Origin of the sequence: Massilia frigida (assembly GCF_011682175.1) — a bacterium.
Lineage (GTDB): Bacteria > Pseudomonadota > Gammaproteobacteria > Burkholderiales > Burkholderiaceae_D > Telluria_A > Telluria_A frigida.
The window spans coordinates 13,874-39,597 of the sequence record NZ_WHJG01000025.1 but is presented as its reverse complement, the minus strand read 5'-3'; the positions used below and the strand labels follow the sequence as shown (position 1 = coordinate 39,597).

General features: G+C 67.2%; 27 protein-coding genes. 15 read left to right on the top strand and 12 right to left on the bottom strand.

All coding sequences use genetic code 11. From position 1 onward, the window contains the following. From F2P44_RS21555 to F2P44_RS21545, 3 genes are read right to left on the bottom strand one after another with little or no spacing between them, the layout of a single operon-like run. On the bottom strand, positions 1-324 hold the full coding sequence (locus tag F2P44_RS21555) for a hypothetical protein (RefSeq protein WP_167089168.1): 324 nt from the start codon (positions 322-324) through the stop codon (positions 1-3). A gap of 56 nt (positions 325-380) precedes the next feature. Then, the gene (locus F2P44_RS21550) at positions 381-719 is read right to left on the bottom strand and encodes a hypothetical protein (protein ID WP_167089166.1); all 339 of its coding nucleotides are present in this window, start codon (positions 717-719) and stop codon (positions 381-383) included. 42 nt (positions 720-761) lie between these two features. Continuing rightward, complete coding sequence (locus F2P44_RS21545) at positions 762-962, bottom strand: heavy-metal-associated domain-containing protein (RefSeq protein WP_167089164.1); 201 nt, start codon at positions 960-962, stop codon at positions 762-764. Positions 963-1,100: 138 nt separating this feature from the next. Between F2P44_RS21545 and F2P44_RS21540 the strand changes: the two genes are divergently transcribed. Both F2P44_RS21540 and cueR read left to right on the top strand, forming a co-directional pair. Then, a complete protein-coding gene (locus F2P44_RS21540; RefSeq protein WP_167089163.1) occupies positions 1,101-3,308 on the top strand; it encodes a heavy metal translocating P-type ATPase in 2,208 nt (735 codons plus the stop codon). 5 nt (positions 3,309-3,313) lie between these two features. Next, complete coding sequence (gene cueR, locus F2P44_RS21535; RefSeq protein WP_167089328.1) at positions 3,314-3,703, top strand: Cu(I)-responsive transcriptional regulator; 390 nt, start codon at positions 3,314-3,316, stop codon at positions 3,701-3,703. Between the two features lie 102 nt (positions 3,704-3,805). Here the strand turns inward: cueR and F2P44_RS21530 are convergent, their stop codons facing one another. Both F2P44_RS21530 and F2P44_RS21525 read right to left on the bottom strand, forming a co-directional pair. Beyond that, a complete protein-coding gene (locus tag F2P44_RS21530) occupies positions 3,806-5,620 on the bottom strand; it encodes a tetratricopeptide repeat protein (protein WP_167089161.1) in 1,815 nt (604 codons plus the stop codon). Positions 5,621-5,677: 57 nt separating this feature from the next. Beyond that, positions 5,678-6,196 (bottom strand): GNAT family N-acetyltransferase, encoded by a 519-nt coding sequence (locus F2P44_RS21525; protein WP_167089159.1) that lies wholly within the window; start codon positions 6,194-6,196, stop codon positions 5,678-5,680. A 139-nt stretch (positions 6,197-6,335) separates the two neighbouring features. Between F2P44_RS21525 and F2P44_RS21520 the strand changes: the two genes are divergently transcribed. Then, positions 6,336-7,064 carry a TorF family putative porin gene (locus F2P44_RS21520; RefSeq protein WP_167089157.1) on the top strand — a complete coding sequence of 243 codons (729 nt, stop codon included), beginning with the start codon at positions 6,336-6,338 and terminating at the stop codon, positions 7,062-7,064. A 79-nt stretch (positions 7,065-7,143) separates the two neighbouring features. On the opposite strand, the gene F2P44_RS35695 is transcribed toward F2P44_RS21520, so the two are convergent. Continuing rightward, a complete protein-coding gene (locus F2P44_RS35695) occupies positions 7,144-7,323 on the bottom strand; it encodes a hypothetical protein (protein ID WP_229423676.1) in 180 nt (59 codons plus the stop codon). Here F2P44_RS35695 and F2P44_RS36625 point away from each other — a divergent pair. The 11 genes from F2P44_RS36625 to F2P44_RS21465 all read left to right on the top strand — a co-directional run bounded on the left by F2P44_RS36625 (position 7,303) and on the right by F2P44_RS21465 (position 20,475). Then, positions 7,303-7,350: a hypothetical protein gene (locus F2P44_RS36625; RefSeq protein ID WP_370662735.1), complete on the top strand. Its 48-nt coding sequence runs from the start codon at positions 7,303-7,305 to the stop codon at positions 7,348-7,350. The genes F2P44_RS35695 and F2P44_RS36625 overlap by 21 nt on opposite strands. Beyond that, positions 7,350-9,131 carry a potassium-transporting ATPase subunit KdpA gene (gene kdpA / locus F2P44_RS21510; protein ID WP_167089155.1) on the top strand — a complete coding sequence of 594 codons (1,782 nt, stop codon included), beginning with the start codon at positions 7,350-7,352 and terminating at the stop codon, positions 9,129-9,131. Before F2P44_RS36625 ends, kdpA begins: the two co-directional genes overlap by 1 nt. 18 nt (positions 9,132-9,149) lie before the next feature. Then, entirely contained in the window at positions 9,150-11,252 is a 2,103-nt protein-coding gene (gene kdpB / locus F2P44_RS21505) for a potassium-transporting ATPase subunit KdpB (protein WP_167089153.1), read from the top strand. A gap of 13 nt (positions 11,253-11,265) precedes the next feature. Continuing rightward, complete coding sequence (kdpC, locus tag F2P44_RS21500) at positions 11,266-11,853, top strand: potassium-transporting ATPase subunit KdpC (RefSeq protein WP_167089151.1); 588 nt, start codon at positions 11,266-11,268, stop codon at positions 11,851-11,853. An 11-nt stretch (positions 11,854-11,864) separates the two neighbouring features. After that, the gene (locus tag F2P44_RS21495; RefSeq protein WP_167089149.1) at positions 11,865-14,549 is read left to right on the top strand and encodes a DUF4118 domain-containing protein; all 2,685 of its coding nucleotides are present in this window, start codon (positions 11,865-11,867) and stop codon (positions 14,547-14,549) included. Positions 14,550-14,566: 17 nt separating this feature from the next. Further along, positions 14,567-15,265 carry a two-component system response regulator KdpE gene (kdpE, locus tag F2P44_RS21490; RefSeq protein WP_167089147.1) on the top strand — a complete coding sequence of 233 codons (699 nt, stop codon included), beginning with the start codon at positions 14,567-14,569 and terminating at the stop codon, positions 15,263-15,265. Positions 15,266-15,270: 5 nt separating this feature from the next. After that, the gene (locus F2P44_RS21485) at positions 15,271-16,713 is read left to right on the top strand and encodes a sigma 54-interacting transcriptional regulator (protein ID WP_167089145.1); all 1,443 of its coding nucleotides are present in this window, start codon (positions 15,271-15,273) and stop codon (positions 16,711-16,713) included. An 89-nt stretch (positions 16,714-16,802) separates the two neighbouring features. Continuing rightward, positions 16,803-17,600: an acetolactate decarboxylase gene (gene budA, locus F2P44_RS21480; protein WP_167089143.1), complete on the top strand. Its 798-nt coding sequence runs from the start codon at positions 16,803-16,805 to the stop codon at positions 17,598-17,600. A 68-nt stretch (positions 17,601-17,668) separates the two neighbouring features. Beyond that, positions 17,669-18,352, top strand: a complete 684-nt coding sequence (locus F2P44_RS21475) for a hypothetical protein (RefSeq protein WP_167089141.1) — start codon at positions 17,669-17,671, stop codon at positions 18,350-18,352. A 51-nt stretch (positions 18,353-18,403) separates the two neighbouring features. Continuing rightward, on the top strand, positions 18,404-19,144 hold the full coding sequence (locus F2P44_RS21470; RefSeq protein WP_167089139.1) for a response regulator: 741 nt from the start codon (positions 18,404-18,406) through the stop codon (positions 19,142-19,144). After that, positions 19,111-20,475, top strand: a complete 1,365-nt coding sequence (locus F2P44_RS21465; protein WP_167089137.1) for an ATP-binding protein — start codon at positions 19,111-19,113, stop codon at positions 20,473-20,475. Before F2P44_RS21470 ends, F2P44_RS21465 begins: the two co-directional genes overlap by 34 nt. Before the next feature lie 27 nt (positions 20,476-20,502). On the opposite strand, the gene F2P44_RS35160 is transcribed toward F2P44_RS21465, so the two are convergent. From F2P44_RS35160 to F2P44_RS21445, 5 genes are all read right to left on the bottom strand, one after another. Beyond that, positions 20,503-21,084, bottom strand: coding sequence for a hypothetical protein (locus tag F2P44_RS35160; protein ID WP_223165081.1), 582 nt, complete (start codon positions 21,082-21,084; stop codon positions 20,503-20,505). Between the two features lie 72 nt (positions 21,085-21,156). Continuing rightward, a complete protein-coding gene (locus tag F2P44_RS35155; RefSeq protein WP_223165080.1) occupies positions 21,157-21,579 on the bottom strand; it encodes a redoxin family protein in 423 nt (140 codons plus the stop codon). Between the two features lie 20 nt (positions 21,580-21,599). Then, entirely contained in the window at positions 21,600-22,031 is a 432-nt protein-coding gene (locus F2P44_RS21455; RefSeq protein WP_229423675.1) for a cupin domain-containing protein, read from the bottom strand. Positions 22,032-22,240: 209 nt separating this feature from the next. Next, positions 22,241-23,371, bottom strand: a complete 1,131-nt coding sequence (locus F2P44_RS21450; protein ID WP_229423674.1) for a sensor histidine kinase — start codon at positions 23,369-23,371, stop codon at positions 22,241-22,243. Between the two features lie 58 nt (positions 23,372-23,429). Beyond that, complete coding sequence (locus tag F2P44_RS21445) at positions 23,430-24,440, bottom strand: formylglycine-generating enzyme family protein (protein ID WP_167089133.1); 1,011 nt, start codon at positions 24,438-24,440, stop codon at positions 23,430-23,432. Positions 24,441-24,663: 223 nt separating this feature from the next. Here F2P44_RS21445 and F2P44_RS21440 point away from each other — a divergent pair, with 223 nt between their 5' ends. After that, a complete protein-coding gene (locus tag F2P44_RS21440) occupies positions 24,664-25,407 on the top strand; it encodes a LytR/AlgR family response regulator transcription factor (RefSeq protein ID WP_167089322.1) in 744 nt (247 codons plus the stop codon). 31 nt (positions 25,408-25,438) lie between these two features. On the opposite strand, the gene F2P44_RS21435 is transcribed toward F2P44_RS21440, so the two are convergent. After that, positions 25,439-25,708, bottom strand: coding sequence for a hypothetical protein (locus F2P44_RS21435; RefSeq protein WP_167089131.1), 270 nt, complete (start codon positions 25,706-25,708; stop codon positions 25,439-25,441). Between the last annotated feature and the right edge of the window lie 16 nt (positions 25,709-25,724).

Sequence of the window (25,724 nt, the reverse complement as noted above, 5' to 3'; positions counted from 1 at the left end):
TCATTCCTTGTGCTGGTGGCCGTGGTCCGGCTTGGCCTCGGCGGGCGGCACGTTCTTTTTCATGGCGCTCATATCGTGGCCCGCATGCGGATCGTCGTCCGTTGCCAGGTCCGGCTTCTTCATGGCGCTCATGTCGCGGCCCATGTGGCCGGGCGCCTTGCGCAGCTGGTCGTTCGTGTGCTTCCAGGATGCCGCTTGCGGTTCCTGGTAGGCGCGGTACCCGGCAAAGGCCGAGTCGTAGGCGGGTGGTGCGGCGGGCGCTTGCGCCAGCGCCGGCGCGGCGGCGGCAAGCAGCAGCGGCCATATCGGGCGAAGGGAATTCATGACAACCTCAATCGTGTTGGTTAAAAGACGCTGGTCCGCGGACGGACCAAGGGCATTCAGGCGATCGGGGAATGAGGAGGACGTTCCAGGCCGCCCGGGATATGCGCCGTCACGTGCATGGCGGCGTAGGCAATCGCTTCGGATGCGGGCGCTCTCGCATCGGCCAGCGCGGCAAAGGCCGGGGCGATGGCCATGCCCACGCAGCAGAATGCACAGTTACTGCATTTGGCGGGGCTGTCCGGCTGGTGGCAATGGCCTTCGTCCATGCTGGCGGCGACTTGGCTGGCGACCGCTGTCCTGGCCGCCTCACACAGCGCCGACGATGCCGCAGCGAAGCCCTGCAAGGGTAGCGCGAGCAGCAACAGCCAGACCAGCAATGTTCGGAAGGACGTCATGGGTAAAGTCTAGCACATGGAAAATCGGGGCCGCACCGGTGCTTAAGCTGCCACGGTCGCCGGGTAGCCGGCGTTGGCCAGGCTGGCGACGATGCGCTCCTGCGCCGCTGTCGTGTTCAGCAGGATGGTGCGCGCCGGCATGTCGAACGCGATCACGGCATCCTGGTCGAGCTCGTTGACGGTCTTGGTAATGACGCCTGCGCAATGGCCGCAGCTCATGTCGGGGATACTCAGCTTGATCATGGCGAAACTCCTGTTGGTGGATGTAACAGATGCCATTGTCGACGTTCCCACCGTGGTAAGGTCAAGCGGTATTTTCGCTTGACCTTACTATAATGGGAAGCCCTAACATGGTGGCATGCAGTTGCAAAGGAGCAAGAAATGACTACCACGACAATGCGGGACCAGCAGGGCGCGGTTGAAACGTCGCTGGAAGTGGGCGGCATGACGTGCGCCTCGTGTGCCGGACGGGTCGAAACAGCGCTGCGCGCGGTACCGGGGGTGCAGGGCGCCACCGTCAACCTGGCCACCGAGAAAGTGCTGGTCACGGGGACTGCGCAGCCGCTCGATGCCGCCCAGCTGATTGCGGCGGTCGAGCGCGCCGGCTACACGGCCAGCATGCCTGCCGTGGCGGCGCCAGCGCCGTCACGCGCCTTGTCCGAGCCGGTGGAAATCGCGATTGCCGCCGCCCTGGCCATCCCCTTGGTCGCGCCCATGCTGCTGGCGACGGCCGGCATCGACTCGATGCTGCCGGCCTGGGTGCAATGGCTGCTGGCCACCCCGGTGCAGTTCTGGATCGGCGCGCGCTTTTACCGTTCCGCCTGGAAAGCATTGCTGGCCAGAAGCGGGAACATGGATTTGCTGGTCGCGCTCGGCACCTCGGCCGCGTACGGCCTGAGCCTGTACCAGTGGCTCGGCCAGCCGCAGCACCATGGGGCGCACCTGTATTTCGAGGCCGCCGCCGTGGTGATCACGTTGGTGCGCCTCGGCAAATGGCTGGAAACGCGGGCCAAGCGCCAGACCACCGAAGCGATCCGCGCCTTGCAGTCCCTGCGCCCGGAAACGGCGCGCGTGCGCCGCAACGGCGTGGAGAGCGACATGCCGATCGCCCGGCTCAAGGTTGGCGACGAGGTGGTGATCCGCCCCGGCGAGCGCATTCCGATGGATGGCGACGTCATCGAAGGCGCCAGCCACGCCGACGAATCGATGCTGACCGGCGAAAGCCTGCCCGTCAGCAAGGGCGTGGGGACGCGCATCATCGGCGGCGCGGTCAATGGTGAAGGCGTGCTGGTGGCTCGCGCCACTGCCATCGGCACCGAAACCGTACTGGCGCGCATCATCCGTGCGGTCGAGGACGCGCAGGCGGCCAAGGCACCGATCCAGCGCCTGGTGGACAAGGTCAGCGCCGTGTTCGTGCCGGCCATCGTGGTCATCGCACTGGTCACGTTTTTGGGCTGGTGGCTGGCCAACGGCGACTGGAGCGCCGCGCTGCTCAACGCGGTGGCGGTGCTGGTCATTGCCTGCCCCTGCGCGCTGGGCCTGGCCACGCCGACGGCGATCATGGCCGGGACCGGGGTTGCCGCCAAATACGGCATTCTGATCAAGGATGCCGAGGCGCTGGAACTCTTGCATGGCGTCACCGTGGTGGCCTTCGACAAGACCGGCACCCTGACCGCCGGCAAGCCGCGCCTGACCGCGACCGTGGCGGCGCAGGGTGATGAGCAAGCCTTGCTGGCGCTGGCGGCCGCCGTGCAGCGCGGCAGCGAGCATCCGCTGGCGCGCGCGGTCGGGGATGCGGCGCGGGCGGCAGGCATCACGCCGGCGCCAGCCACCGGTACGCGCGCCCTGGCCGGGCTGGGCGTGCGCGCCACGGTCGATGGCCGCGAGCTGTTGCTGGGCAATGCGGCATTGATGCGCCAGCACGGGATCGACATCGCCGCGCTGGCCGCGCAAGGGCAGGCGTGCGAAGATGCCGGCGACACCGTGTCGTGGCTGGCCGAAGCCGGGACCAGCCCGCGCCTGCTCGGCATGCTCGCCTTTGGCGACGCGCTCAAGCCGGAAAGCCGGGAAGCGATCGATCGCCTGCACGCGGCCGGCATCCGCACGGTGATGCTCAGCGGCGACAACCCGGGCAGCGCGCACCACATCGCGGGCCAGCTCGGCATCGACGAAGTGCACGCGCAGGTGCTGCCCGAGGGCAAGGCAGCGATCATCGCGGCCCTGCGCGCCAAGGGTGAGCGGGTGGCGATGGTGGGCGACGGCATCAACGATGCGCCGGCCCTGGCGGCGGCCGATATCGGCGTGGCCATGGGCGGCGGCACCGACGTGGCGATGCATACGGCCGGCGTGACCTTGATGCGGGGCGATCCGCGCTTGCTGGTCGACGCCATCGATATCTCGCGCCGCACGTACGGCAAGATCCGCCAGAATCTGTTCTGGGCGTTTGTATTCAATGTGATCGGGGTGCCGCTGGCGGCCTTCGGCCTGCTCAATCCCATGATCGCGGGCGCGGCGATGGCGTTTTCCAGCGTGTCGGTGGTGAGCAATGCGCTGCTGCTCAAGCGCTGGGTGGCGGGAGGAAAAGGATGACGATGATGAATATCGGCGAGACGTCCAAGGCGTCGGGGGTGTCGGCGAAGATGATCCGGCATTACGAATCGATCGGGCTGATCGGCGAGGCGCAGCGTACCGATGCCGGCTACCGGGTGTACGGGCCGCAGGATGTACAGGTGCTGCAGTTCATCCACCGCAGCCGCGAGCTGGGTTTTTCGCTGGAGCAGATCAAGACCCTGCTGGCCTTGTGGCAAGACAAGCACCGCGCCAGCAAGGATGTGCGCGCGATGGCGAAACAGCATATCGCCGAGCTCGACCGCAAGATCGGGGATATGCAGGCCATGAAGCGGACCCTGGAAAAGCTGGCGACAGCGTGCCACGGGGACGAGCGGCCGGATTGCCCGATTCTCGATGATTTGTCGCTGGGCTGACGCTGCCGCTTGAGCGCCTGACCCTTGGCACCGGCGCCGGGTGCGGCAGGTTCAGCCGAACCGGCCTGCGCGCCGGCCGCGGCTGGGTGCCGTGCCGGCGGATTACCCGCGGGATTTTTTGGCGCCGGGCTTGACGACCCTTGCCACTGCCTCGCTGAACTGGTCCGGCTCGCCCGAGGCGGCGCGCTTTTTCAGCGCCTCCGTGGTGCGCTTGCGGTCTTTGCTCAAGTGCAGCAGCATACGCAGGCTGGCGTCGGCCTCGCCACGCATCCCGCTCAGCGCGGCGGCTTCGGCCAGGTTTCTCCAGCCATCGGCGTGGCCGGGCGCAGCGGCCACCAGTTCGCCGAGCACCCTGCGCGCACGCTCATGGTCGCCCGCGCCGATCAAGGCGGCGCCGAGCTTGCTGCGCGCATCCATGTTGGCGCTATTGGCCTCGAGCGCAGCCTCGAACGCCGTGATGGCGGCGCCATTATCCTTGTTGAGCAAGGCTTTGGCGCCACGCGCAAGGGCTGCTGCCGATGCGGCCTTGTCGGCCTTCGAGACCGGTGCCGGCGATGTGGTTTTTGCCGTCAGGGTGCGCACCGTCGCCCAGTCCTGGGCATTGGCCGCGACCATGATCGGGGACAGCAAGCGTACTGGCTTCACGGGCGCGCTGACAGGGGCGATCGCGGCTGCGGCCGGTGCTGCGCCAGCCGCGAGCGCCGCCGGCGGCGCCGCGGGGTCCGTCACTAGCTTGTACAGCAACACGCAAACGATGATCGCCGACAGCAGGGACATCGCCAGTGATAACAAGTCCGGGCCGCTACTTGGGAGAGGCGGGGCGGGCGTGGCCGCCGGCTGGGCATAGCGCTGCGCGCGCTTTGCCAATGCCGACTGGCGCACCTGCTGCGACCGCCTGAGGTAGCGAGCGTCGCGCCAGGCCGACAGAATCCATACGGCGCCGACCGCCGCCAGGCGCTCCAGCTTCATTTCATAAAAAAAGCTGGCCGATGCCAAGCCGGTGAACATCAGCGCCAGCAGTGCAACAATGGGCAGCCACATGCCGCGCGATATGTACTTCCCTTTTGCCCGATTGGCTGGCAGCGCGTCGCTCACCAGATTGGCCGCGTTGGTACCGTCGGCCCAGACATTGTATTGTTTGCCGCCGTAGGCGATCACGACATGGCCCATCGGCACATACATTGGCGATGCGTCCCAGCGGGTGCTGGCGTTCCAGTGCCAGTCGCGCTGCACGTTGCCCTGCGCGTGGTGCTTGACGCTCGTCTCGACCAGCTTGCCGACCCGCGCCTCGGTGTGCAGCGCATATGCTTCTTTTGCGGCCAGCGTGTACGGATGGGTATCCACGCCACTGATAAAGCCGACGTCGAAAGGCGTCGCCGTTTGCAGGTTGCGCAAGCGCTCAAGCAACAGCAAGGCGTTCGGCGCCACGCCGCTGCCGCCATAGCCGAGCAGGACGAAGTTGCCGGCGTCCTGGCCGCTGACCGGCCGCCAGTCGACCACGGCGCGTGTCTTGGTGACCGGAACCCGCTCCGATTTGCCATCCACGGTGCGCTTCACATGGTCGGTATAGGTATCGGTCCGGTTGTAGCCGAACGAGGCGGTCCACGTGGCATTGTACGAGCCATCGAAGGCAAAGCAGGGCAGGTAGAAGCGGTTTACGGACAGCTCGGCGCGCTCGACCATGTCGTCGGGTATCTCATCGTTCGCCGCCAGGTGATGCAGCACCGCGTAGGCGAGCGCGTTGTCTTCGATCGTCATCGGAATGAGCAATTGCGCCGTCGTGGCGGCCACCGGCGCAACGCGCGCGATTTCCGTGACGGCGTCGCAGTACTCGCATTGCAAGGCTTGCAGCCCCGCCGCGTAAGTCAGGCTTGCGCCGCATCCCTTGCAGATCAATGTGTCCAACTGTGCCGCCATGACATCCTCAAAAAATGAACGGGTTCCCGTGCCGGCAGCATACTTGAGGATGTTGCTTTAGGATATGTTTTTAGCTGGGAAAGTCGCCAGGCGACGATCCGGCGCCGGAGCGCTTCCCGTTAATATCTTCTCCAACCGCCACGCCGCCATCCCATCCTCGTAATACTCCTCGTATTGCCCGAACACCCGATATCCGCGCGTGGTAAACAGCCCGATCGACGCCACGTTATCCTTGCGCACCTCCAGATAGAGCGCCGTGCACCCGCGCCCCAGCGCCGCCTGTTCCGCTGCCCGCACCAGTGCCGCCGCCACGCCGCAACCCTTCCACGCCGCCGCCGTGGCAATCGTGTACACCCGCGCCCGCGCCGTATTCGCGCGAAAAAGCAAGGTCAGGTAGCCGCGTATCTCGCCCGCCGCCGCGTCGACCAGCGTCACCGAATTTCCTTGCGACAGAAGATGCCGGAAACTGCGCCGGCTGACCCGGTCGCCGGCAAAGCTCGCTTCTTCGATCGCTGCCCGCGTATCCAGATCCTCCATCGACGCGCTACGAATCATCGCCGTCTCATGCTTTCCCACCGCTACTCCTTGGCTTCTTCGATGCATGCATTTTTACATTTCCTTTACGGCAGCGCGCTAACTCTTTAGAAATTTTTTATGCCCGCGCCGATACGATGTGCCCTGTCTCCATTTCCCACACAGCAAAGAAAGAAGCACCATGAAGATCGCCATTCTCGCAGCCCTGCTGTCTGTCTCTGCGCAGACAGCATCCGCCGCCACCGGGTTCAGTCTGAACACGGCCCTCGCCAGCGACTATCGCTATCGCGGCATGTCGCAAACCCGCCTCCAGCCCGCGCTGCAAGGCGGTGCCGACCTGGCGCCTACGCCATCCGGCTGGTACGCCGGCGCCTGGGCCTCGACCATCACCTGGATCCGCGACGCCGGCGGCGACGGCAAGGTCGAACTCGACATCTACGGCGGCAAGCGCGGCGAACTGGCGCCCGGCATCGCTTACGACGCCGGCATGCTCACCTACGTCTATCCATCCAACAAACTCGGCCACGTAGCCGGCTTCGCCAACGCCAACACCACCGAGGCCCACGGCCAGCTCGCGTACGGCGCCGCGCTGATCAAGTATTCGCACGCGCTCGGCAACCTGTTCGGCTACCTGGACAGCAAGCGCAGCGGCTACCTCGAGCTGGCCGCCAATCCCGGTCTGGGCAAGGGCTTCGTGCTCAACCTGCACGCCGGGCGCCAGCGCGTGGCTCACCATAGCGCCGCCAGCTACACCGACTACAAGATCGGCATCACCAGGGAGTTCGGCGTGGCGAACGTGGCGCTGGCCGCGATCGGCACCGATGCCGGCAAAGCCGCCTACGCCTCGCCGGCGAACGGCAAATTCCTCGGCAAGCGTGCGCTGCTGCTGACCGTCAGCAAGACCTTTTAATACCCGCTTTTACGCTTTGTTTACACCTGCGCGGCAACTCTTTACACCATTTTTAGACGCTTGCCGATACGCTCATCAATCACAAAACCACGTCGTTCGAGGCTGATATGGACCTGATTTTCATCGGAGCGCTCCTGCTCTTTTTCGGCTTGAGCTGCGCTTTCGCGGCCGGCTGCGCCACATTGGGGGACAAGAAGTAATGGACATTGTTTATATAGGCGGGCTGGTCGCCGCCGGCCTGCTGCTCTACCTGCTGCACGCGTTGCTCAATGCGGAGGACCTGTGATGACCACGCAATCGATGGCGCTGCTGGGCGCCTTTCTGGCCGTGCTGCTGGCGCTGGCCTGGCCGCTGGGACGCCTGCTGGCCAGGGTCGCCGCGGGCGGCGCCGTACCCGGCTTCGGCTGGCTGGCGCCGCTCGAGCGGCTGCTGTACCGCGCCGCCGGCGTGTCGCCCGGCGCCGGCATGGGCTGGCAATCGTATGCGAGCGCGCTGCTGGTGTTTAACGGCCTGGGCGCCCTGTTCGTGTATGGCGTGCAGCGCCTGCAGGCCTTCCTGCCGCTCAATCCGCAGGCGCTGGCCAATGTCAGCCCCGATTCCTCGTTCAATACCGCCGTCAGCTTTGTCGCCAACACCAACTGGCAAGGCTACGGCGGCGAACAGACCATGAGCTACCTGACCCAGATGGTGGCGCTGGCGGGCCAGAACTTCTTTTCCGCCGCCACCGGCATGGCCGTCGCGTTCGCCCTGATGCGCGGCTTCGCTTCGCGCTCGGCGGCATCGATCGGCAACTTCTGGGCCGACCTCACCCGCTCGACGCTGTACGTGCTGCTGCCGCTATCGCTGCTGTTGGCCGTGTTCCTGATGGGGCAGGGCGTGGTCCAGAACTTCAACAGCTACCAGCAAGTGCAGCTGATCGAGCCGGTCGCCTACACGGTCGCCGGCGCCGGCCCGGACGGCCAGCCGGAAACGCAAGCAAGCGTGGCTACCACCCAGAGCATCGCCATGGGTCCGGTCGCCTCGCAGGAAGCGATCAAGCTGATCGGCACCAACGGCGGCGGCTTCTTCAACGCCAATTCCGCCCATCCGTACGAGAACCCGACCGCCCTGTCGAACTTTGCCCAGATGCTGGCGATTTTCCTCATTCCGGCCGCGCTGTGCTTTACCTTCGGGCGCATGGTCGGCGACCCGCGCCAGGGCTGGGCCGTGCTGGCCGCCATGAGCCTGATCTTCGTGGCGGCCACCGTGCTGCTTATGAGCGCGGAACAGGCCGTGCACCCGCAACTGGCGGCGCTGGGCGTCGACCAGGGCGCGGGCAGCTTGCAGGCCGGTGGCAATATGGAAGGCAAGGAAGTGCGCTTCGGCATCGCCGCCTCGTCCATGTTCGCCGCCGTGACCACGGCCGCCTCCTGCGGCGCCGTCAACGCCATGCACGATTCGTTCACGCCCATTGGCGGCATGGTGCCGATGCTGCTCATGCAACTGGGCGAAGTGGTGTTCGGCGGGGTCGGCTCGGGCCTGTACGGGATGCTGGTCTTCGCCATCATGGCGGTGTTCATCGCCGGCCTGATGATCGGCCGCACGCCGGAATACCTGGGCAAGAAAATCCAGGCCCATGAAATGAAAATGAGCGCGATCGCCATCCTGGTCACGCCGCTGCTGGTGCTGGGCGGGACCGCGCTGGCGGTGATGCTGGACGCGGGCCGGGCCGGCATCGCCAATCCCGGCGCGCACGGCTTCTCGGAGATCCTGTACGCCTTCAGTTCGGCGGCCAACAACAACGGCAGCGCCTTCGCGGGCTTGTCGGCCAATACGCCGTTCTATAACACCATGCTGGCCATCGCCATGTGGTTCGGGCGCTTTGCCGTGATCGTGCCGGTGCTGGCGATGGCCGGCGCGCTGGCCGCCAAGCCGCGCCTGCAAGCCAATGCCGGCACCATGCCCACGCACGGCCCGGTCTTCGTCGGCCTGCTGGTGGGCGTGGTCATGCTGGTCGGCGTGCTCAATTACGTCCCGGCGCTGGCGCTCGGCCCCGTTGCCGAGCATTTGCAGCTCTATACCAACTAACTTCATGCGGAGCCTATGATGTCGCAAGCACTCCCGCTGCCACCGGCAGCCACCACCCGCACTACGCTCACGCTGTTCGATATGGCGCTGATCGGTCCCGCCATCGTCGACGCCGTGCTGAAGCTGGGACCGCGCACGCAATTGCGCAGTCCCGTCATGTTCGTCGTCTACGTCGGCAGCATCCTCACCACCTTGATGTACTTCCAGGCCGTCGCCGGCAAGGGCGATACCGGCAGCGGTTTCATCCTGGCGATTGCCATCTGGCTGTGGTTCACCGTGCTGTTCGCGAACTTCGCCGAAGCGCTGGCCGAACGGCGCAGCAAGGCGCAGGCCGCGTCGTTGCGCGGTCTGAAGAAATCCGTCAGCGCCAAGCAGCTGGCCACGCCCAGATACGGCACCACCTGGCTGCCGGTGGCCGGCGCCGATCTGCGCAAGGGCAATACCATCCTGGTCGAAGCGGGCGACGTGATCCCGATCGACGGTGAGGTCATCGAAGGCGTGGCCTCGGTCGACGAAAGCGCCATCACGGGGGAATCGGCGCCGGTCATCCGCGAGTCGGGCGGCGACTTTTCGGCCGTCACCGGCGGCACCCGCGTGCTGTCGGACTGGCTGGTGGTGCGGGTGACGGCCAACCCGGGCGAGACTTTCCTCGACCGCATGATCTCGATGGTCGAAGGCGCCAGGCGCCAGAAGACGCCCAACGAAATCGCCCTCACCATCCTGCTGGTGGCCTTGAGTATCGTGTTTTTGGTCGTCACCGTGACCCTGCTGCCGTTTTCGCTGTTCGGCGTGGCCGCCGCCGGCGCCGGCAAACCGGTCAGCGTCACGGTGCTGGTCGCGCTGCTGGTGTGCCTGATCCCGACCACCATCGGTGCGCTGCTGTCGTCGGTCGGCGTGGCCGGCATGAGCCGCATGATGGGCGCCAACGTGATCGCCACCTCGGGCCGCGCGGTGGAAGCGGCCGGCGACGTCGACGTGCTGCTGCTCGATAAAACCGGCACCATCACGCTGGGCAACCGCCAGGCTGCGGCCTTCTTTCCCGCGCCGGGCGTGAGCGAGCAGGAACTGGCGGACGTGGCGCAACTGGCCTCGCTGGCCGACGAAACCCCGGAAGGGCGCTCGATCGTGGTGCTGGCCAAGCAGCGCTTCAATATCCGCGAACGCGACATGGCCAGCCTGCAGGCCAGGTTCATTCCATTTAGCGCCAACACGCGCATGAGCGGCATCGATGCCGGCGCGCGCCAGCTGCGCAAGGGCGCGGCCGAGTCGGTGAAAAAGCATGTGGAGGCGCTCGGCCTGGTGTATCCGCCCGAGATGGCGCGCATGGCCGACGAGGTGGCGCGCCGTGGCAGCACGCCGCTGGTGGTGGTGGCCGACGATGGCCGCGTGATGGGCGTGGTGGAGTTGAAGGATATCGTCAAGGGCGGCATCCGCGAGCGCTTCGCCGAGCTGCGCCGCATGGGCATCAAGACCGTGATGATCACCGGCGACAACAAGCTGACCGCCGCCGCCATTGCCGCCGAAGCGGGCGTGGACGATTTCCTGGCCGAGGCCACGCCGGAGGACAAGCTCAATCTGATTCGCAGCTACCAGGCCGAAGGCCGGCTGGTGGCGATGACCGGCGACGGCACCAACGACGCGCCGGCGCTGGCCCAGGCCGACGTGGCGGTGGCCATGAACTCGGGCACCCAGGCCGCCAAGGAGGCCGGCAACATGGTCGACCTGGATTCGAATCCGACCAAGCTGCTCGACATCGTCCAAATCGGCAAACAGATGCTGATGACGCGCGGTTCGCTCACCACGTTCTCGATCGCGAACGACATCGCCAAGTATTTTGCGATCATTCCGGCGGCCTTCGTGGGCACGTATCCGCAGCTGAAAAGCCTGGACGTGATGCACCTGGCCAGCCCCGATTCGGCCATCCTGTCGGCCGTGATTTTCAATGCCCTCATCATCGTGGTCCTGATTCCGCTCGCGCTCAAGGGCGTGCGCTACCGGGCCATCGGCGCGGCGGCCCTGCTGCGCCGCAATATCCTCCTGTACGGTGGGGGCGGCATCGTGCTGCCGTTCATCGGCATCAAGCTGATCGACATGCTGCTGTCGGCGCTTCACCTGGTCTAGAAAGGACATCTTCATGAAAACCACTTTTCGCCCCGCCATCATGCTGTTCGGCGCGCTGACCCTGGTCGTGGGCGGGCTGTATCCGCTGGCGGTGACCGGCATCGGCTACGCCGCCTTTCCCGACCAGGTGCGCGGCAGCCTGGTGACGCAGGGCGGACGGACGGTCGGCTCGCGCCTGATCGGGCAATCGTTCGCCTCGCCCGGCTACTTCTGGGGACGTCCATCGGCGACCGCACCGATGGCCAACCATGCGATCGCCAGTGCCGGGTCGAACCTGGGGCCGCTCAACCCGGCGCTGATGGCGGCGGTGCAGGGCAGGGTGGCGGCGCTGCGCACGGCCGATCCGGGCAATACGGCGCCGGTACCGGTGGACCTGGTCAGCGCATCGGCCAGCGGGCTCGATCCGGAAATCAGCCTGGCGGCGGCGCGCTACCAGGCGGGCAGGGTGGCGCGCGCACGCACGCTGCCGCGCGAGCGGGTCGAGGCCCTGATCGGGGAACTGGCCATCATGCCGGTGCTGGGCGTGTTCGGCGAAGCGCGGGTCAATGTGCTGGCGCTCAATCTCGCGCTGGACAGGGCGTATACTCGGGGCCATGAGTAACAAAGGCCGCCATGTCCCCCACTGAAACCCAACGCGCCGACCCCGACGCCCTGCTGGCCCAGGTCCAGAGCGGGGAGCGCAAGGCCGCGCGCGGCAAGCTGCGCATCTATTTCGGCGCCTCGGCCGGCGTCGGTAAAACCTGCGCCATGCTGGTCGCCGCCCGCAAGCTGCGCGCCGACGGCGTGGCGGTGCTGGTCGGCGTGCTCGAAACCCACGGCCGCGCCGACACCGCCGCCCTGCTCGATGGCCTGGACCAGCTCGGCCCGGCCACGCTCGCCCACCGCGGCAAGGCGCTGCGCGAATTCGACCTCGATGCCGCGCTGGCCGCCGCGCCGTCCCTGATCCTGGTCGACGAGCTGGCCCACGCCAACGCGCCCGGCTCGCGCCACCCCAAGCGCTGGCAGGATGTGGAAGAGCTGCTGGCGGCCGGCATCGACGTGTTCACCACCGTCAATGTCCAGCACCTGGACAGCCTGAACGACGTGGTGGGCGGGATTACCGGCGTGCGCGTGGCCGAAACGGTGCCCGACACCGTGTTCGACGGCGCCGACGAAGTGGTCCTGGTCGACCTGCCGGCCGACGAATTGCTGGCGCGCCTGCGCAGCGGCAAGGTATATCGGCCGGAACAGGCCGAACGCGCTTCGAAAAATTTTTTCCGCAAAGGGAACCTGATCGCCCTGCGCGAGCTGGCCCTGCGCCGTACCGCCGACCGGGTCGAAGACGACGTGCGTGCCTACCGCATCGAACAATCGATCGGTACGGTCTGGAAGACCGGCGGCGCGCTGCTGGCCTGCGTGGGGCCGCGTGCCGATGCCGAGCACGTGGTGCGCAGCACTGCGCGCCTGGCCGGCCAGCTGGGCGCCGACTGGCATGCCGTGTACGTGGAAACGCCGGCCCTGCAGCGCAATCCGGCGCCCCGGCGCGAACTGACCCTGAAAACACTGCGCCTGGCGCAGGAACTGGGCGCGCACACGGCGGTGCTGGCGGGACGCGACATCGCCGAGGCCATCGTCGGCTACGCGCGCGAACACAATATGTCCAAGCTGCTGCTGGCGCGCGCGCACCGGTCCTGGCCCTGGCGGCACGCGCACCGCGACCGCATCGCCAGCCTCGCGCCCGATATCGACCTGATCGAAGTCGGCGGCGGCAAGCCGCGTGCGGCCGAGGCGGCGCCGGAAACGAACACCGTCATCCTGGCGTTCGACAGCGGCAAACGGCGCGCCGCCGCGTATGCCTGGTCGGGCGCGGCCAGCCTGGCCGCCGCGCTGCTGCTTTCGCCGCTGGTCGGCTACGTCGACCTGGCCAACATCGCCATGCTGCTCCTGCTGGTGGTGGTGCTGGTGGCGGTGCGCTTCGGGCGCGGGCCGTCGGTGCTGTGCACCTGCCTCTGCGTGGCCTGCTTCGATTTTTTCTTCGTCACCCCGCGCTTCGACTTTGCCGTCTCCGACCTGGAATACCTGATTACCTTCGGCGTCATGCTGGCGGTCGGCCTGATCACCGGCCACCTGACGGCCGGCTTGCGGTTCCAGGCGCGCGTGGCGGCGCACCGCGAGCACCGTTCGCGCGCGCTGTACGAATTCGCGCGCGAGCTGTCCGGCGCGCTCCAGACCGGGCAGATCGTGGACGCCACGCGCGATGCCATCGCCCGCACCTTCCGCGCCGGTGCCACCCTGCTGGTGCCGGATGCCGAAGGCCGCCTGCAAGCGCCGCCCGGCGCCAAGGCCGACATCGGCATCGCCCAATGGGCCTTCGACCATGCGCAAAGCGCGGGCCTGGGCAGCGGCACCCTGCCGGCCAGTGCCTTGTTCTACCTGCCGCTGGTGGCCCCGATGCGCACGCGCGGCGTGCTGGCCATCGAACCGGAACAACAGCGCTGGATGCTCATTCCCGAACAACGCACCCAGCTCGACACCTTCGCAGCGCTGGCCGCCATCGCGCTCGAACGGGTGCACTACATCGAGGTGGCGCAGGATGCGCTGGTGAACATGGAGTCCGAACGCCTGCGCAATTCGCTGCTGGCGGCCCTGTCGCACGACCTGCGCACGCCCTTGACCTTGCTGGTGGGACTGTCGGAATCGCTGGCCGCTTCCAGTCCGGCACTGGCCGCGCCGCAGCGCGACATGGCCGCCATCCTGCATGACGAAGCGCTGCGCATGAGCGCCCTGGTGGCGAACCTGCTGGAAATGGCGCGCATCCAGAGCGGGCAGATCACCTTCAACATGCAGTGGCACCCGCTCGAAGAAGTGGTCGGCAGCGCCCTGCGCGCCTGCGCCACGCCGCTGCGCGCACATGTGGTGCGCACCGCGCTCGCGCCCGGCCTGCCGCTGGTGCGCTTCGACGCGGTACTGATCGAGCGGGTGTTGTACAACCTGCTGGAGAACGCCGCCAAGTACACGCCGCCCGGTTCGACCATCGTGGTGTCCGGCGCAGTCCATGGCATATGGCTGCAATTGCGCGTCGACGACGACGGCCCGGGCTTCCCCGCCGGACGGGCCGAGACCCTGTTCGAGAAGTTCGCGCGCGGCGAGCGCGAATCGGCGCAACCGGGCGTGGGCCTGGGGCTGGCCATCTGCCGCGCGATCATCGAGGCGCATGGCGGTAAAATCGAGGCTGGCGTGTCGTCCGCCGGCGGCGCCTCGCTGGTCGTCAACCTGCCGCTCGGGACGCCGCCGCCCGGCCCTGAACCCGAAACCTGAAACCTTTGCCCCGCCCGATGACTGATTCCGCCCCCACCGCCCTGCTGGTCGAAGATGAGCCGCAGATCCGCCGCTTCGTGCGCGCCGCGCTCGAAGACGAGGGCTGGGTGGTGTTCGAGGCGGCCACCATGCAGCGCGGCCTGATCGACGCCGGCACGCGCACGCCCGACCTGGTGGTGCTGGACCTGGGCCTGCCCGACGGCGACGGCATCGCCTTCATTACCGACCTGCGCAAGTGGTCGGGGGTGCCGGTGATCGTGCTGTCGGCACGGGTGGGCGAGGCCGACAAGATCCGCGCGCTCGACGCCGGCGCCGACGATTACCTGACCAAGCCGTTCGGCGTGGGCGAGTTGCAGGCGCGCGTGCGCGCCACCTTGCGCCGCCAGCGCCAGCCGGGCGCCGCGCCCGCCGCGCTGGTGCGCTTCGGTTCCGTGAGCGTGGACCTGAAAGCGCGCCACATCACCAGGGGTGGCCAGCACGTGCACCTGACCCCGACCGAGTTCCGCCTGCTGTCGGTGATCGTGGCCAATGCCGGGCGCGTGGTCACCAATCCGCAGCTGCTGCGCGAGGTGTGGGGGCCGTCGCACGGCGAGGATGGCCACTACCTGCGCATCTACATGGGCCACCTGCGCCACAAGCTCGAAGACGATCCGGCGCAGCCGCGCTACCTGCTGACCGAAACCGGCGTCGGCTACCGCCTCTTCATGCCGGACTAGCGCCCGTGAGCCTTTCCCTGATCGACGCTGAAAACACCCTGGCCTCGCCGGTCTGCGCGCTGGCGGGCCGCGCCGCGCAGCGGCTGGCGCTGACCATCCTGTGGCACCCGCAGCCGCAGCGGATCGGCGAGCAGTGCATCGCCGCGCCGGGCAGCGGCGACATCGAGCTCAATCGCTTCGCGCCGCTGTTCGGCGGCCTCGCGGGCGGTGCGCAGCCGCTCGGGCAGCGCCGCATTGCGCGCGATGCACTGCGGCTGCGGCGCCATCGCGACCATGGCGTGAGCCTGCTGCTGCCGAAAAGCCGCATGCGGGTGGAACTGAACGGCGCCATGCTGGCCGGCGCGGGTACCCGCTGCACCGCCGAACAGGTCGATGCGGGCCTGGTCATCGGCCTGGGTGGCGTGGTGCTGCTGTGCGTGCACTGGATGGACCGCCTGCCCCAGGACAGCGCGATTGCCGGCGTGCACGGGGTCGGCAGCGCCGCGATCCGCCTGCGTGAGCTGATCCGGCAGGTGGCCGCGACCGACCTGCCGGTGCTGCTGCTGGGCGAAGCCGGCAGCGGCAAGGAGCTCGCCGCGCAAGCGATCCATCACGCCAGCGCGCGCTGCCGCAGCCCGATGGTGACGGTCAACATGGCAACCGTGGCCGAAGCGCAGGCGGCGCCCGAGCTGTTCGGCGCCGGCACGGGCGCCTTGGCCCGGGTCGATGACGGCACCCTGTTTCTCGACAAGATAGGCACGGCGCCGCAGGCGGTACAGGCGCTGCTGCTGCGCGTGCTCAAGACTGGCCAGTACCGGCCCGCCGGTATGCGCGCCAACGAGCCGGCCCGGGTCCGCCTGGTCGTCGCCAGCGACCACGATCTGCACGATGGCAGCTTCAACCAGTCCTTGCTGCGCCGCCTCGAAGCGCTGGTGGTGCGCCTGCCGCCCCTGCGCGAGCGGCGCTGCGATATCGGCGTGCTGGTGCTGCACTTCATGCAAGCCTGGAGCGGGCGCACCGGCAGCGCGCCCGCATTGCCGCTGGCGTTCATCAGCCAGCTGTGCAACTACGACTGGCCCGGCAATGTGCGCCAGCTCGGCAGCGTGGTGCAGCGCGCCCTCAGCGCCGCGCAGGCGGGCCAGCCGCTGGCCTTCGAGGCGCTGGTGCCGGGCGTGGCGGGGCGGCCGGCGCGCGTCAGGCTGGGCAAGCTGAGTGGACAAGCGGTGCTGGACGCGCTGGAATCCAACGGCTGGCTGATCCGCAACGCGGCACTGGCGCTGGGGGTGTCGCGGCCATCAATGTACAAGCTGATCGAGGAGCATCCCGCCATCCGCCAGATTGGCCAGATCGCGCCGGCCGAGATCGCGGCGGCGCTGGCGGCGCACGGCGGCGATGCCGGCCGCTGCGCCGCCGCGCTCAGGACACCGAGCGAAGCGTTGCGGCGCTACCTGCGCCGGCATGGCGGCTGATGCCGCTGCTTGCGTCCATGCACGGGCAGGCATAATACGGGCACGGAGCGCCGCTCGGGCTTCCTGTGACTCTGAAAAAGGAGATCGCCATGCAACTTGGACGTTCGTATCGCCGCTGCCTGGCCGGCCTCGTGCTGGGCCTGGCCAGCCTGGGCAGCGCCGCGCAGGAACCGGCCCTGTACGTGTATTCGACCATCGATGCGCTGCTGGCCGGCGTGTACGAGGGCGAGCTGACCGTCGCGCAGCTGGGCGCCAAGGGGAACTTCGGGATCGGCACCTATAATCGCCTCGATGGCGAAATGGTGGTCCACGATGGCAAGTTTTATCACGTGCGCGCCGATGGCTCGGTGCGCGTGGCGGCGCCATCGGACCGCACCCCGCTCGCGTACGTGCTGCCGTTCGTGCCGACCCTCACTGTGGCGCTCGGACCGAGCACCAGCCTGGCGGCGATCGAAGCGCTGGCCGACCAGCAGCTCGGCAACAAGAACATGTTTTATGCGATCGAGATCAAGGGCCAGTTCAGCGGCATCTCGACGCGCGCCATTCCCGCCCAGAGCCGGCCGTACCAGCCCCTGGCCGAGGTGTCGACGTCGCAGAGCGTGTTTACCCGCGATGCCGTGGCGGGCACCCTGGTCGGCATCCGCAGCCCGGCCCTGAGCAAGGGCATCAGCGTGCCGGGCTACCACTGGCATTTCATTTCGGACGACCTGAGCTTCGGCGGACATGTGCTCGGCACCGGCCTGGCGCGCGGCGTGCTCAGGCTGGCGCAGGTGCGCCGCCTGGAAGTGGAACTGCCGCTCAACGAGGACTTCGCCAAAGCGGACCAGGAAAAGGATCGTGCCGCCGAACTGCGCAAGGTCGAGAGCGACCGGCACGACAAGCCCTGAGGTCCGGGGCGCGGCTACGGGGCGTTGGCGTAAAATAGTCTACTTATAATCGAAATGAAAACATTGCCATGCGCACACTCCGACTCCTGCCCGCTCTCGCCCTGGCCACGGCCAGCCTGACCTCGTTCGCCGCGCCGCCCGACATCAACGACCTGCCCGGGAATTACTTTTTGCAAGGGGTGAGGGAAGTCGGTTCGGAGCTCTGGCTGGGCAAGAACGGCAAATTCCAGTTCATGCTCATCTATGGCTCGCAAGACGATGGCACCGAAGGTATCTGGGAAATCAAGAACGACCACATCGTGCTCACGCCGGTCAAGAGTCCGATGGTGTTCCGCCTGGAGACCGACAGCGAGTTCAAGGCAAAGAAAGAACCCGCGGCCGGCAGCTGGGTGGCGGTGGCCAGCACGGCCGATATTTTGTTGAAGAACATCGAAGTCAAATTTGAAGCGAAGTCGGGCAAAAGCGCCGTGGCCGACACCAACCCCAAGAACGGCGAGGCGACGGTGACGATGCCGGCCGGGGAAGTCTGGGCCCGTACCGGCCTGCGCCGCAGTAAGAGCCAGGAAGCGTGGCAATGGCTGGCGGTGACGCCCGAGCGGGCCCAGGCCCGCATCGCGGGTTTTCGCCTGACCAATCCGATCTCGGCCATGACCGCGTTTTCCTCCCTGGAATTGAAGGCGGACAAAGGCGGGCTGGTGGTGGTCGATGACGCATCCTCGCTGGCCGAAGGCGTGTACAAAAAAGGCCGTTGAGTGCACTATGGCGGCCCCGGCCGGCGGCCGTCACTGTAAAAAAGGAACACCGTGGGAGAGATCGACCATGTCCTGATCGTGGACGACGACCGCGACATTCGTGAGTTGCTCAGTACGTATCTCGAAAAACAGGGCCTGTGCTGTACGGCGGTGGCCGACGGCCGCGCGATGCGGGCCGCGCTGCAACGCTCGACGCCGGACCTCATCGTTCTCGACATCATGCTTCCCGGTGACGACGGGCTGGTCCTGTGCCGCGAAGTCCGGTCGGGAAAGCACCGCGCCATTCCGATCCTGATGCTCACCGCGCGCGACGATGAAACCGACCGCGTTGTCGGTCTCGAGCTGGGCGCCGACGATTACATGGCCAAGCCGTTCGCGGCGCGCGAGCTGCTGGCGCGCATCAGGGCAGTATTGCGCCGCACGCGCATGCTTCCTCCCAACATGCAGGTGACCGAGTCGGCGCGCCTGATCGGCTTCGGGGCGTGGCGGCTCGACGTCGTGGCACGCCATCTGCTTGCCGATGACGATGTCGAGGTCGCCCTGAGCAGCGCCGAATACCGGCTGCTGCGGGTCTTCCTCGACCATCCGCAACGGGTGCTGACACGCGATCAGTTGCTGGAGCTGACCCATGGCCACGATGCGCAGGCCTTCGACCGCTCCATCGATATCCTGGTCAGCCGCCTGCGCCAGCGCCTGCGCGACGATCCGCGCGAGCCGCGCTACATCAAGACGCTGCGCAGCGAAGGGTATGTGCTGTCATGTCCGGTCACGCCGCTGGCGGGCGCGATGTGAGCGGCGTCATCGCCCTGTTGCGCAGGCTGGCGCCGGCCAGCCTGTTTGCGCGCCTGTCGTTCATTTTGCTGGCGGGACTGGCCGCGGCCCAGTTCCTTGCCGCCCAGCTGACGATTGAAGAACGCAACGACGTCAACATGGGGGCGATGATCGATTACATCGAGGCCGACGTGCGTACCGCCGTTGCCCTGATCGACCGCTTGCCTCACGCGGAGCGGGCAGCTTGGCTGCCGCGCCTTGCACGTGGCGGCTACCGTTTTTCGTCCGCTACCGGCAGCGTCGGGCCACCGGTTAGCGCACCGCACTCGACCCGCTTGATGGCATCGGTCACGCGCGCGCTGGCGCCCGGCTACGCCTTTAGCGCGCATGCGGTCGACGGCGGACCCGAACGATTCCAGGTGCATTTGCGGCTGTCGGACGGGCAGCCGCTGACCATCGATTTCCGGCCGCGGCGCGGCCTGCCCCTGTCGGCCCGGCTACCCTACATGCTGGCGGGACAGTTGGCCCTGGTGGCGCTCGCCTGCTGGCTGGCGGTGCGCCTGGCCATCAAACCCTTGCGCAACCTTGCCGAGGCCGCCGACGCCCTCGGGCCGGACCTGCGCGCAGTGCGGATGCCTGAACAAGGACCGTCGGAAGTGGTGCGCGCCGCGCGTGCCTTCAACGCCATGCAGCGGCGCATCGCCGCCTACGTGGACGAACGGCTGCGCATCCTGGCGGCGATATCGCACGATTTGCAGACGCCGATCACGCGCATGCGCCTGCGCGTCGACCTCATGGATGAATCCCCGCAGCAGCAGCGCCTCATCGAGGATCTGCAGCAGCTCGAAGACCTGGCGCGGCAAGGAATCGGCTATGCGCGCGCCATGCATGGCCTGCTGGAGCCGGCGCGTGCGATCGACCCCGACGACCTGCTCGACGCCATCACGCTCGACTACCGCGACAGCGGTGCCGACGTCGGGTTCAGCAGCCAGCCCGGCGAGCCGGTCGTCACGCGCCCGGGCGCCTTGCGGCGCGTCGTGACGAACCTGGTCGACAATGGCCTCAAGTATGCAGGTCAGACAGAGATCGTGATGGAGCGCTCCGCCGGAGCGGTTATCACGATCCGGGTCCTGGACCGGGGCCCGGGCATTCCGGAAGCGGCGCTGGAGGCGGTGTTCGCGCCGTTTTACCGGATCGAAAGTTCGCGCAACCGCGACACCGGCGGCACCGGCCTGGGGCTTGCCATCGCGCGCCAGCTGGCGCTCACGCTCGGGGGCACGCTGACCTTGCACAACCGCCCCGGAGGCGGCCTGGAAGCGCGGCTGGTGCTGCGTGCGCTGGACGCGCCATGACCGGGGAAGGGCGCTGGCGCGGCGCCGTCAGCCAAAGGTAAACGCATACACGTCGGCCCCGCTGTCGAGGAAACGGATCTCGACGCGCCGCGCTCGTACGGTGCCGGACTGCCGGATCAATTGGTAGAGGCGGGTGGCCGTGACCAGGCCATTGCCATCGGCATCGATGTCGGCCCCGTGGTCCGCGCCCGGCGCGTGGCCATCGACGCTGACCTGGATGCGTACCTGGCGCCCGGCCTGGCCGGCTCCCATCACCAGGTGCAGGTCGCGTGCGCTGAAGCGGTGGGCGATGCCGCTTCCCGCTTGTCCGGCCACGGCCGATTCCGCATTCACGGTCCAGCGTCCGGACAGTCCCCACTGGTTCAGGGCGAGTGCCCCCACCGAGTACTCCTGCGGCGCGCCGGAGCGGACCCGTTCAGGCGAGCGGAAGTTGGTGGCCCGGCTGTATCCGACATAGGTTTCGCTCGAATCGAGCTGGCGCAGGTCGGGCGCGAGCTGCTCGGCCTGCATGGGGGGAGCGACCAGCGCGGTATCGACCGGGCCACCGCGCGCCTCGGCCAGCAGCGACTGGATCGCCCGCTCCAGCTTGTCGTATCCGCCTTCCCCCAACTGGCGGTAGCGGATCTTGCCATTCGCATCGACCAGATACCAGGCGGGCCAGGCGCGGTTGCCCCAGGCTTGCTAGATCCGCTGGCCGCTGTCGACCGCAACCGGGAAATCGATCCGGAAACGGGCGACGGCGGCGCTCACGTTGGCCAGGTCTTCTTCGAACTTGAACTCGGGGGTATGCACCCCGACCACGGCCAGGCCCATGTCACGGTACTTGCCGGCCCAGGCGCGCACGTACGGCACGGTGCGGATGCAATTGATGCAGGAATAGGTCCAGAAATCGACCAGCACCACCTTGCCGCGCAGTTGCGCCGGCGTCAGCGGTGCACTGTTGAGCCAGGTGGTCGCGCCATCGAAACCCGGCATGGCGGCCTGGACTGGCAAGTTGCTGGCGTAGGGGCCGGAGGTGGCAGCACGGCTGCCGGCTGGCATCGATAGCGTCGCCACGCCGAGCGTGGCGGCAATGGCGAGCGCGGCCAGGGAATATCGGTTCATGTCGGTTCCTTGGAAGAATGTCACTTGTCGAGCATGACGATGGGTTTGTTCTTGTCCACCAGATAGCTTGCCAGTTCCGCGCTGACGCCGTCTGCGACATTCTTTGCCGAATGCGCGGCACCGGCTGGAATGTACAGGGACTCGCCGGCCTGGAGCCGGATGGTCTCGCCATGCATTTCATACTCGACCGTTCCGCTGAGGACGTAGGCGATTTCAACGCCGGGGTGGGTGTGTTTCGGGAACGCGGCGCCCGGCGCGAAATCGACGCGCACCTGGATCGCTTCCCTGTCGCTGTCAAACGCGTGGCGTACGGTTTCCGTGCGGGCGATGCCGTTGGGACCGAATTTTTGTGCGCTTGCCGGCGACGACAGCAAGCCCGCTCCCGCCATCAACACGATGCCTGCCGCAGCGTATGCCAGCGATTTAGCGCTGTGAATGCCCATTGCGTTCATTGATGCTCTCCAGTGAGGGTGCCGTCGCCGTGGCACGCCAGGATGGCGAGCCGCGACGGCGAGGACGCATTACACCGCGTCCCTGTTTCCGGACGATGTAGAGAATCCGCCTGAAATCACGGTCAAGGTGTCCAAAGGGGGGCTGGAAACAATTCGACACAAAAGGAGGTGCCGGGGGCGCTGTCGGTCGTGGGCGGCGATGGTGCTGCTCAGGAACGCGGACGCGCGCCCTTCGGGGTTTCCTGGGCCGCCGGCAGGAACGGCAAGGTCATCGCTGCCCGCGTTCCCTGCGCCAATGGCTCGGTGAGCAGCGTGGCGCGCGCGCCGAAGCGGGTTTCCAGGCGCGTGCGGATATTGATCAGCGCTACGCCGTTACCGGCGCGGGTGCTGCGGCGCGCGTGGTCGATGCCGACGCCATCGTCGTCGACCACGATGGCCAGCACACCATCGCGCACCATGGCGCCGAGGCGGACATGGCCGCCTTCCAGCTTGGGGCCGATGCCGTGGTGCACGGCATTTTCGACCAGCGGCTGCAAGAGCAGGGGCGGCAGCAGGGCTTGCCGCACGGTCTGGTCCGCCTCTATGGAAAAGCTCAGGCGGCTGCCCATGCGGATCTGCATCAGCAGCAGATAGTTATGGGCGGTGTCCAGTTCCGCCCCCAGGGTGCTGTCGCTGGCGCGCATCTGTCCGAGACTGGCGCGCAGGTAATCGGTGAACGATTCGAGCATCAGCTGGGCACGCGGGGCGTCGGTGGCGATCAGGCTCTGGACGTTGGCGAGGGTGTTGAACAGGAAGTGCGGCTCGATCTGCGCCTGCAGCATGCGCAACTGCGATTCGGCGGCTTGCTGCGCCAGGGCTTTTTCCTTGGCCCGGAACAAGCACCAGACCCAGTTGGCCGCCAGGATCACGAGCGCGAAAATGGCGAACTTGAGCTGCACCATGGGCGCGCCCGACAGTTTTTTCCACATGTCGAAGGCGTACAGCTGCCCCAGCAGCGCGTAGCCGGCGCGCACGCCAAGGGCGGTGCCGGCGAACAGGATCGCGCTGGTCAAGGCGACCGGGCGCCAGTCGTGCGCGGCGGACAGGGCGTCCAGCCACGCATCGGGCAGCAGCCATTCGCACGCGCGCAGCAGCAGCAGCATGGCGGCGGCGGCGCAGATGCCGAGCAGGAGGTTGTTGGTGAGCGAACTGGTCCACCAGCGCCACTCTGCCGTCGCCATCAGGAAGACCGAGGCGAGCATCAGCACCAGCGCCACCGCCAGCGCCAGCACGGTGCCGGCCAGCAGGCGCGCCCACAAGGGTTCCTCGCGCCGCTTTTTCAAGATCAAAAAACTGCGCAAGGCTTGCTTCAATGTGGGGCTAATGTCCATGGGGAAATAGTGTAGCAGTTTCGCTGGCTTATCTTTTTGGACGCGGGATCTCGGCCAGCGCGGCGCGGCGCGCGCGTTCGGCCTGCTGCGCCTGCGCCAGTTCCAGGTCGAAGGCGCCCGGTTTGGTCTCGGCGGCCGCTGGCGCCACGCTATCTTCCGCCACCCGGAAGCCTTCCAGCGCGCCGATGAAATCGACCGGCATGGCGCCACGGTGGCTTGCGTGATAGGCGCGCCGGTGCCAGCTGCCGCCGCGCATGGTGCGCGCCTCGCACTGGGCCTCGACCCAGGCGCTGCCGTCGGCGGGGGCGCCGGCGTAGGTCTCGTGTTCGCAGTCCTGGACGAATTCGGCGATATTGCCGAGCGTGTCGTGCAGGCCGAAGGCGTTCGGCTCGTACATGCCGACGATGCTGGCGTAGCCCGCCTTGTCGTCGCAGGGCATGACGCCGGTGTGCTCGCGCGCTTCCAGGCCATCGAAGTCGCGCCGCACCACCGCCTCGGCGGAGCGGTCGGCCACGTTGGCGTAGCGGCAAGCCTGGGTTTCATCGTTGCCGAAAAAGTAGCGCCCGCTGCCACCGGCCTGGCTGGCGTATTCCCATTCCGCTTCGCTCGGCAGGCGGTATTTTTTGCCGGTTTCCCTGGCCAGCCACTTCACGTAGGCGTCGGCGCCGTTCCAGCCGATGCAGGTGGCCGGTTCGAACTTGCTGAGCGACTGCAGGGTGGCGGCGTCGACGAACTCGTTGGGAACGCTGGCGAACCAGCGCTTCGATGCCATTTGCGTACACATGCGCGGCGCCTTGTACTTGGTCGCCTCGGCAAAGCGCTGGAATTCGGCTGCGGTGACTTCGTATTTGCCGATCCTGAATGCCTTGAGCGTCACGCTGTGCACCGGCTGCGTATTGGGCGCGCGCACGCTGCCCATCATGAATTGGCCGGCCTTGATGGTGACCATCTGCGGCTCGATCGGCGCCAGGGCGGGCGCTGCGGCAGCCACGATCGGGAACAGGCAGAGGGAAGCGGCCAGCGTGCGTTGAATGAACATGGAATGCCTGTGTTGGTTGAGATGGCCGCAGGATGGCAGGGCGCGCCGGCCCTTGCCTCCCCCGTGTGACGGATCGACAAGCGGGACGACGAATCGACAAGCGCGGCGACGAATGGGCGGCTGCCCGTCGCAGCCGGCGTCGATTCGTCGCACTGCACTGGCGGTGGCGCGCCAGACGCCACTACAATGGCGCGATGACTTCCTCTTCCATTTCCCGTTCCCCATGCGCGCCCTGATCGCCGACGACGAGCCGCACCTGGCGCTCTACCTGCAACAGCAGCTGGCCATGCTGTGGCCGGAACTGGAGATCGTGCAACTTGCCAATAACGGCGTCGAGGCGGCGCAGGGCATTGCCACGCTGCAGCCGGAGCTGGCCTTTCTGGACATCCAGATGCCGGGATTGACCGGGCTGGAGGTGGCGCAGGGCATCGAAGGGGCGACCAAGGTCGTCTTCGTGACCGCATACGACAGCCATGCGGTGGAGGCGTTCGAGCATGCGGCGCTCGATTACATCCTGAAACCCGTGAAAACGGAACGCCTGGCGCGCACGCTGGAGCGCATCAGGGCCGCCTGCGCGCCAGCGCAGGACGATGCCCGCCTGTCGCGCGCGCTGGCCCGCCTGCTGGCCGCACCGCCGCAGCCGCGCCTGCGTTATATCCGCGCCGCGCAAGGGGAGCTGACGTACCAGGTCGCGGTGGAGGATGTGCTGTTCTTCCACGCCGACGACAAATACACGGTGGTGGCGACCAGGGCGGGCGAACACCTGATCCGCACCTCGCTCACCGAGCTGGCGGCGCAGCTCGATCCGGAGCGGTTCTGGCAGGTGCACCGCTCCACCCTGGTCAACCTGGCGTTTTTGGACGGCACCCGGCGCGACGAGAGCGGGCGCCTGTTCTTACGCGTGCGGGGTCACGCGCGCGAGCTGCCGGTCAGCCGTGCTTTCGTGCATCTGTTCAAGCCGATGTAGGGCGGCGCGGTGTTATTGCGGCGCTGTTGGTTTACATAAGGGCACGGACGTGTCCTTCGGGTCGCGCGTGCAAAAATCGCGCTTGGGCGTAAAGGCCGTGAAACATCCGCTGGTCGATACCAGCATGGCCGCGATCGCTACGGCGCACAAGGCGCTGCGCGTCGGTCTCTGCCGGAAGTTTCCACGGGTAAGCAGGTGCAATGTTATGAAAAAACAGGCCTGCGCCATCGGTGCGCTTGCGGATCACCAGGCGTCCCTGGCCGTCGCAACGGGGGCACGCCTTGTACCAGTATGTTTCCATCTCGGTTCTCATCCAG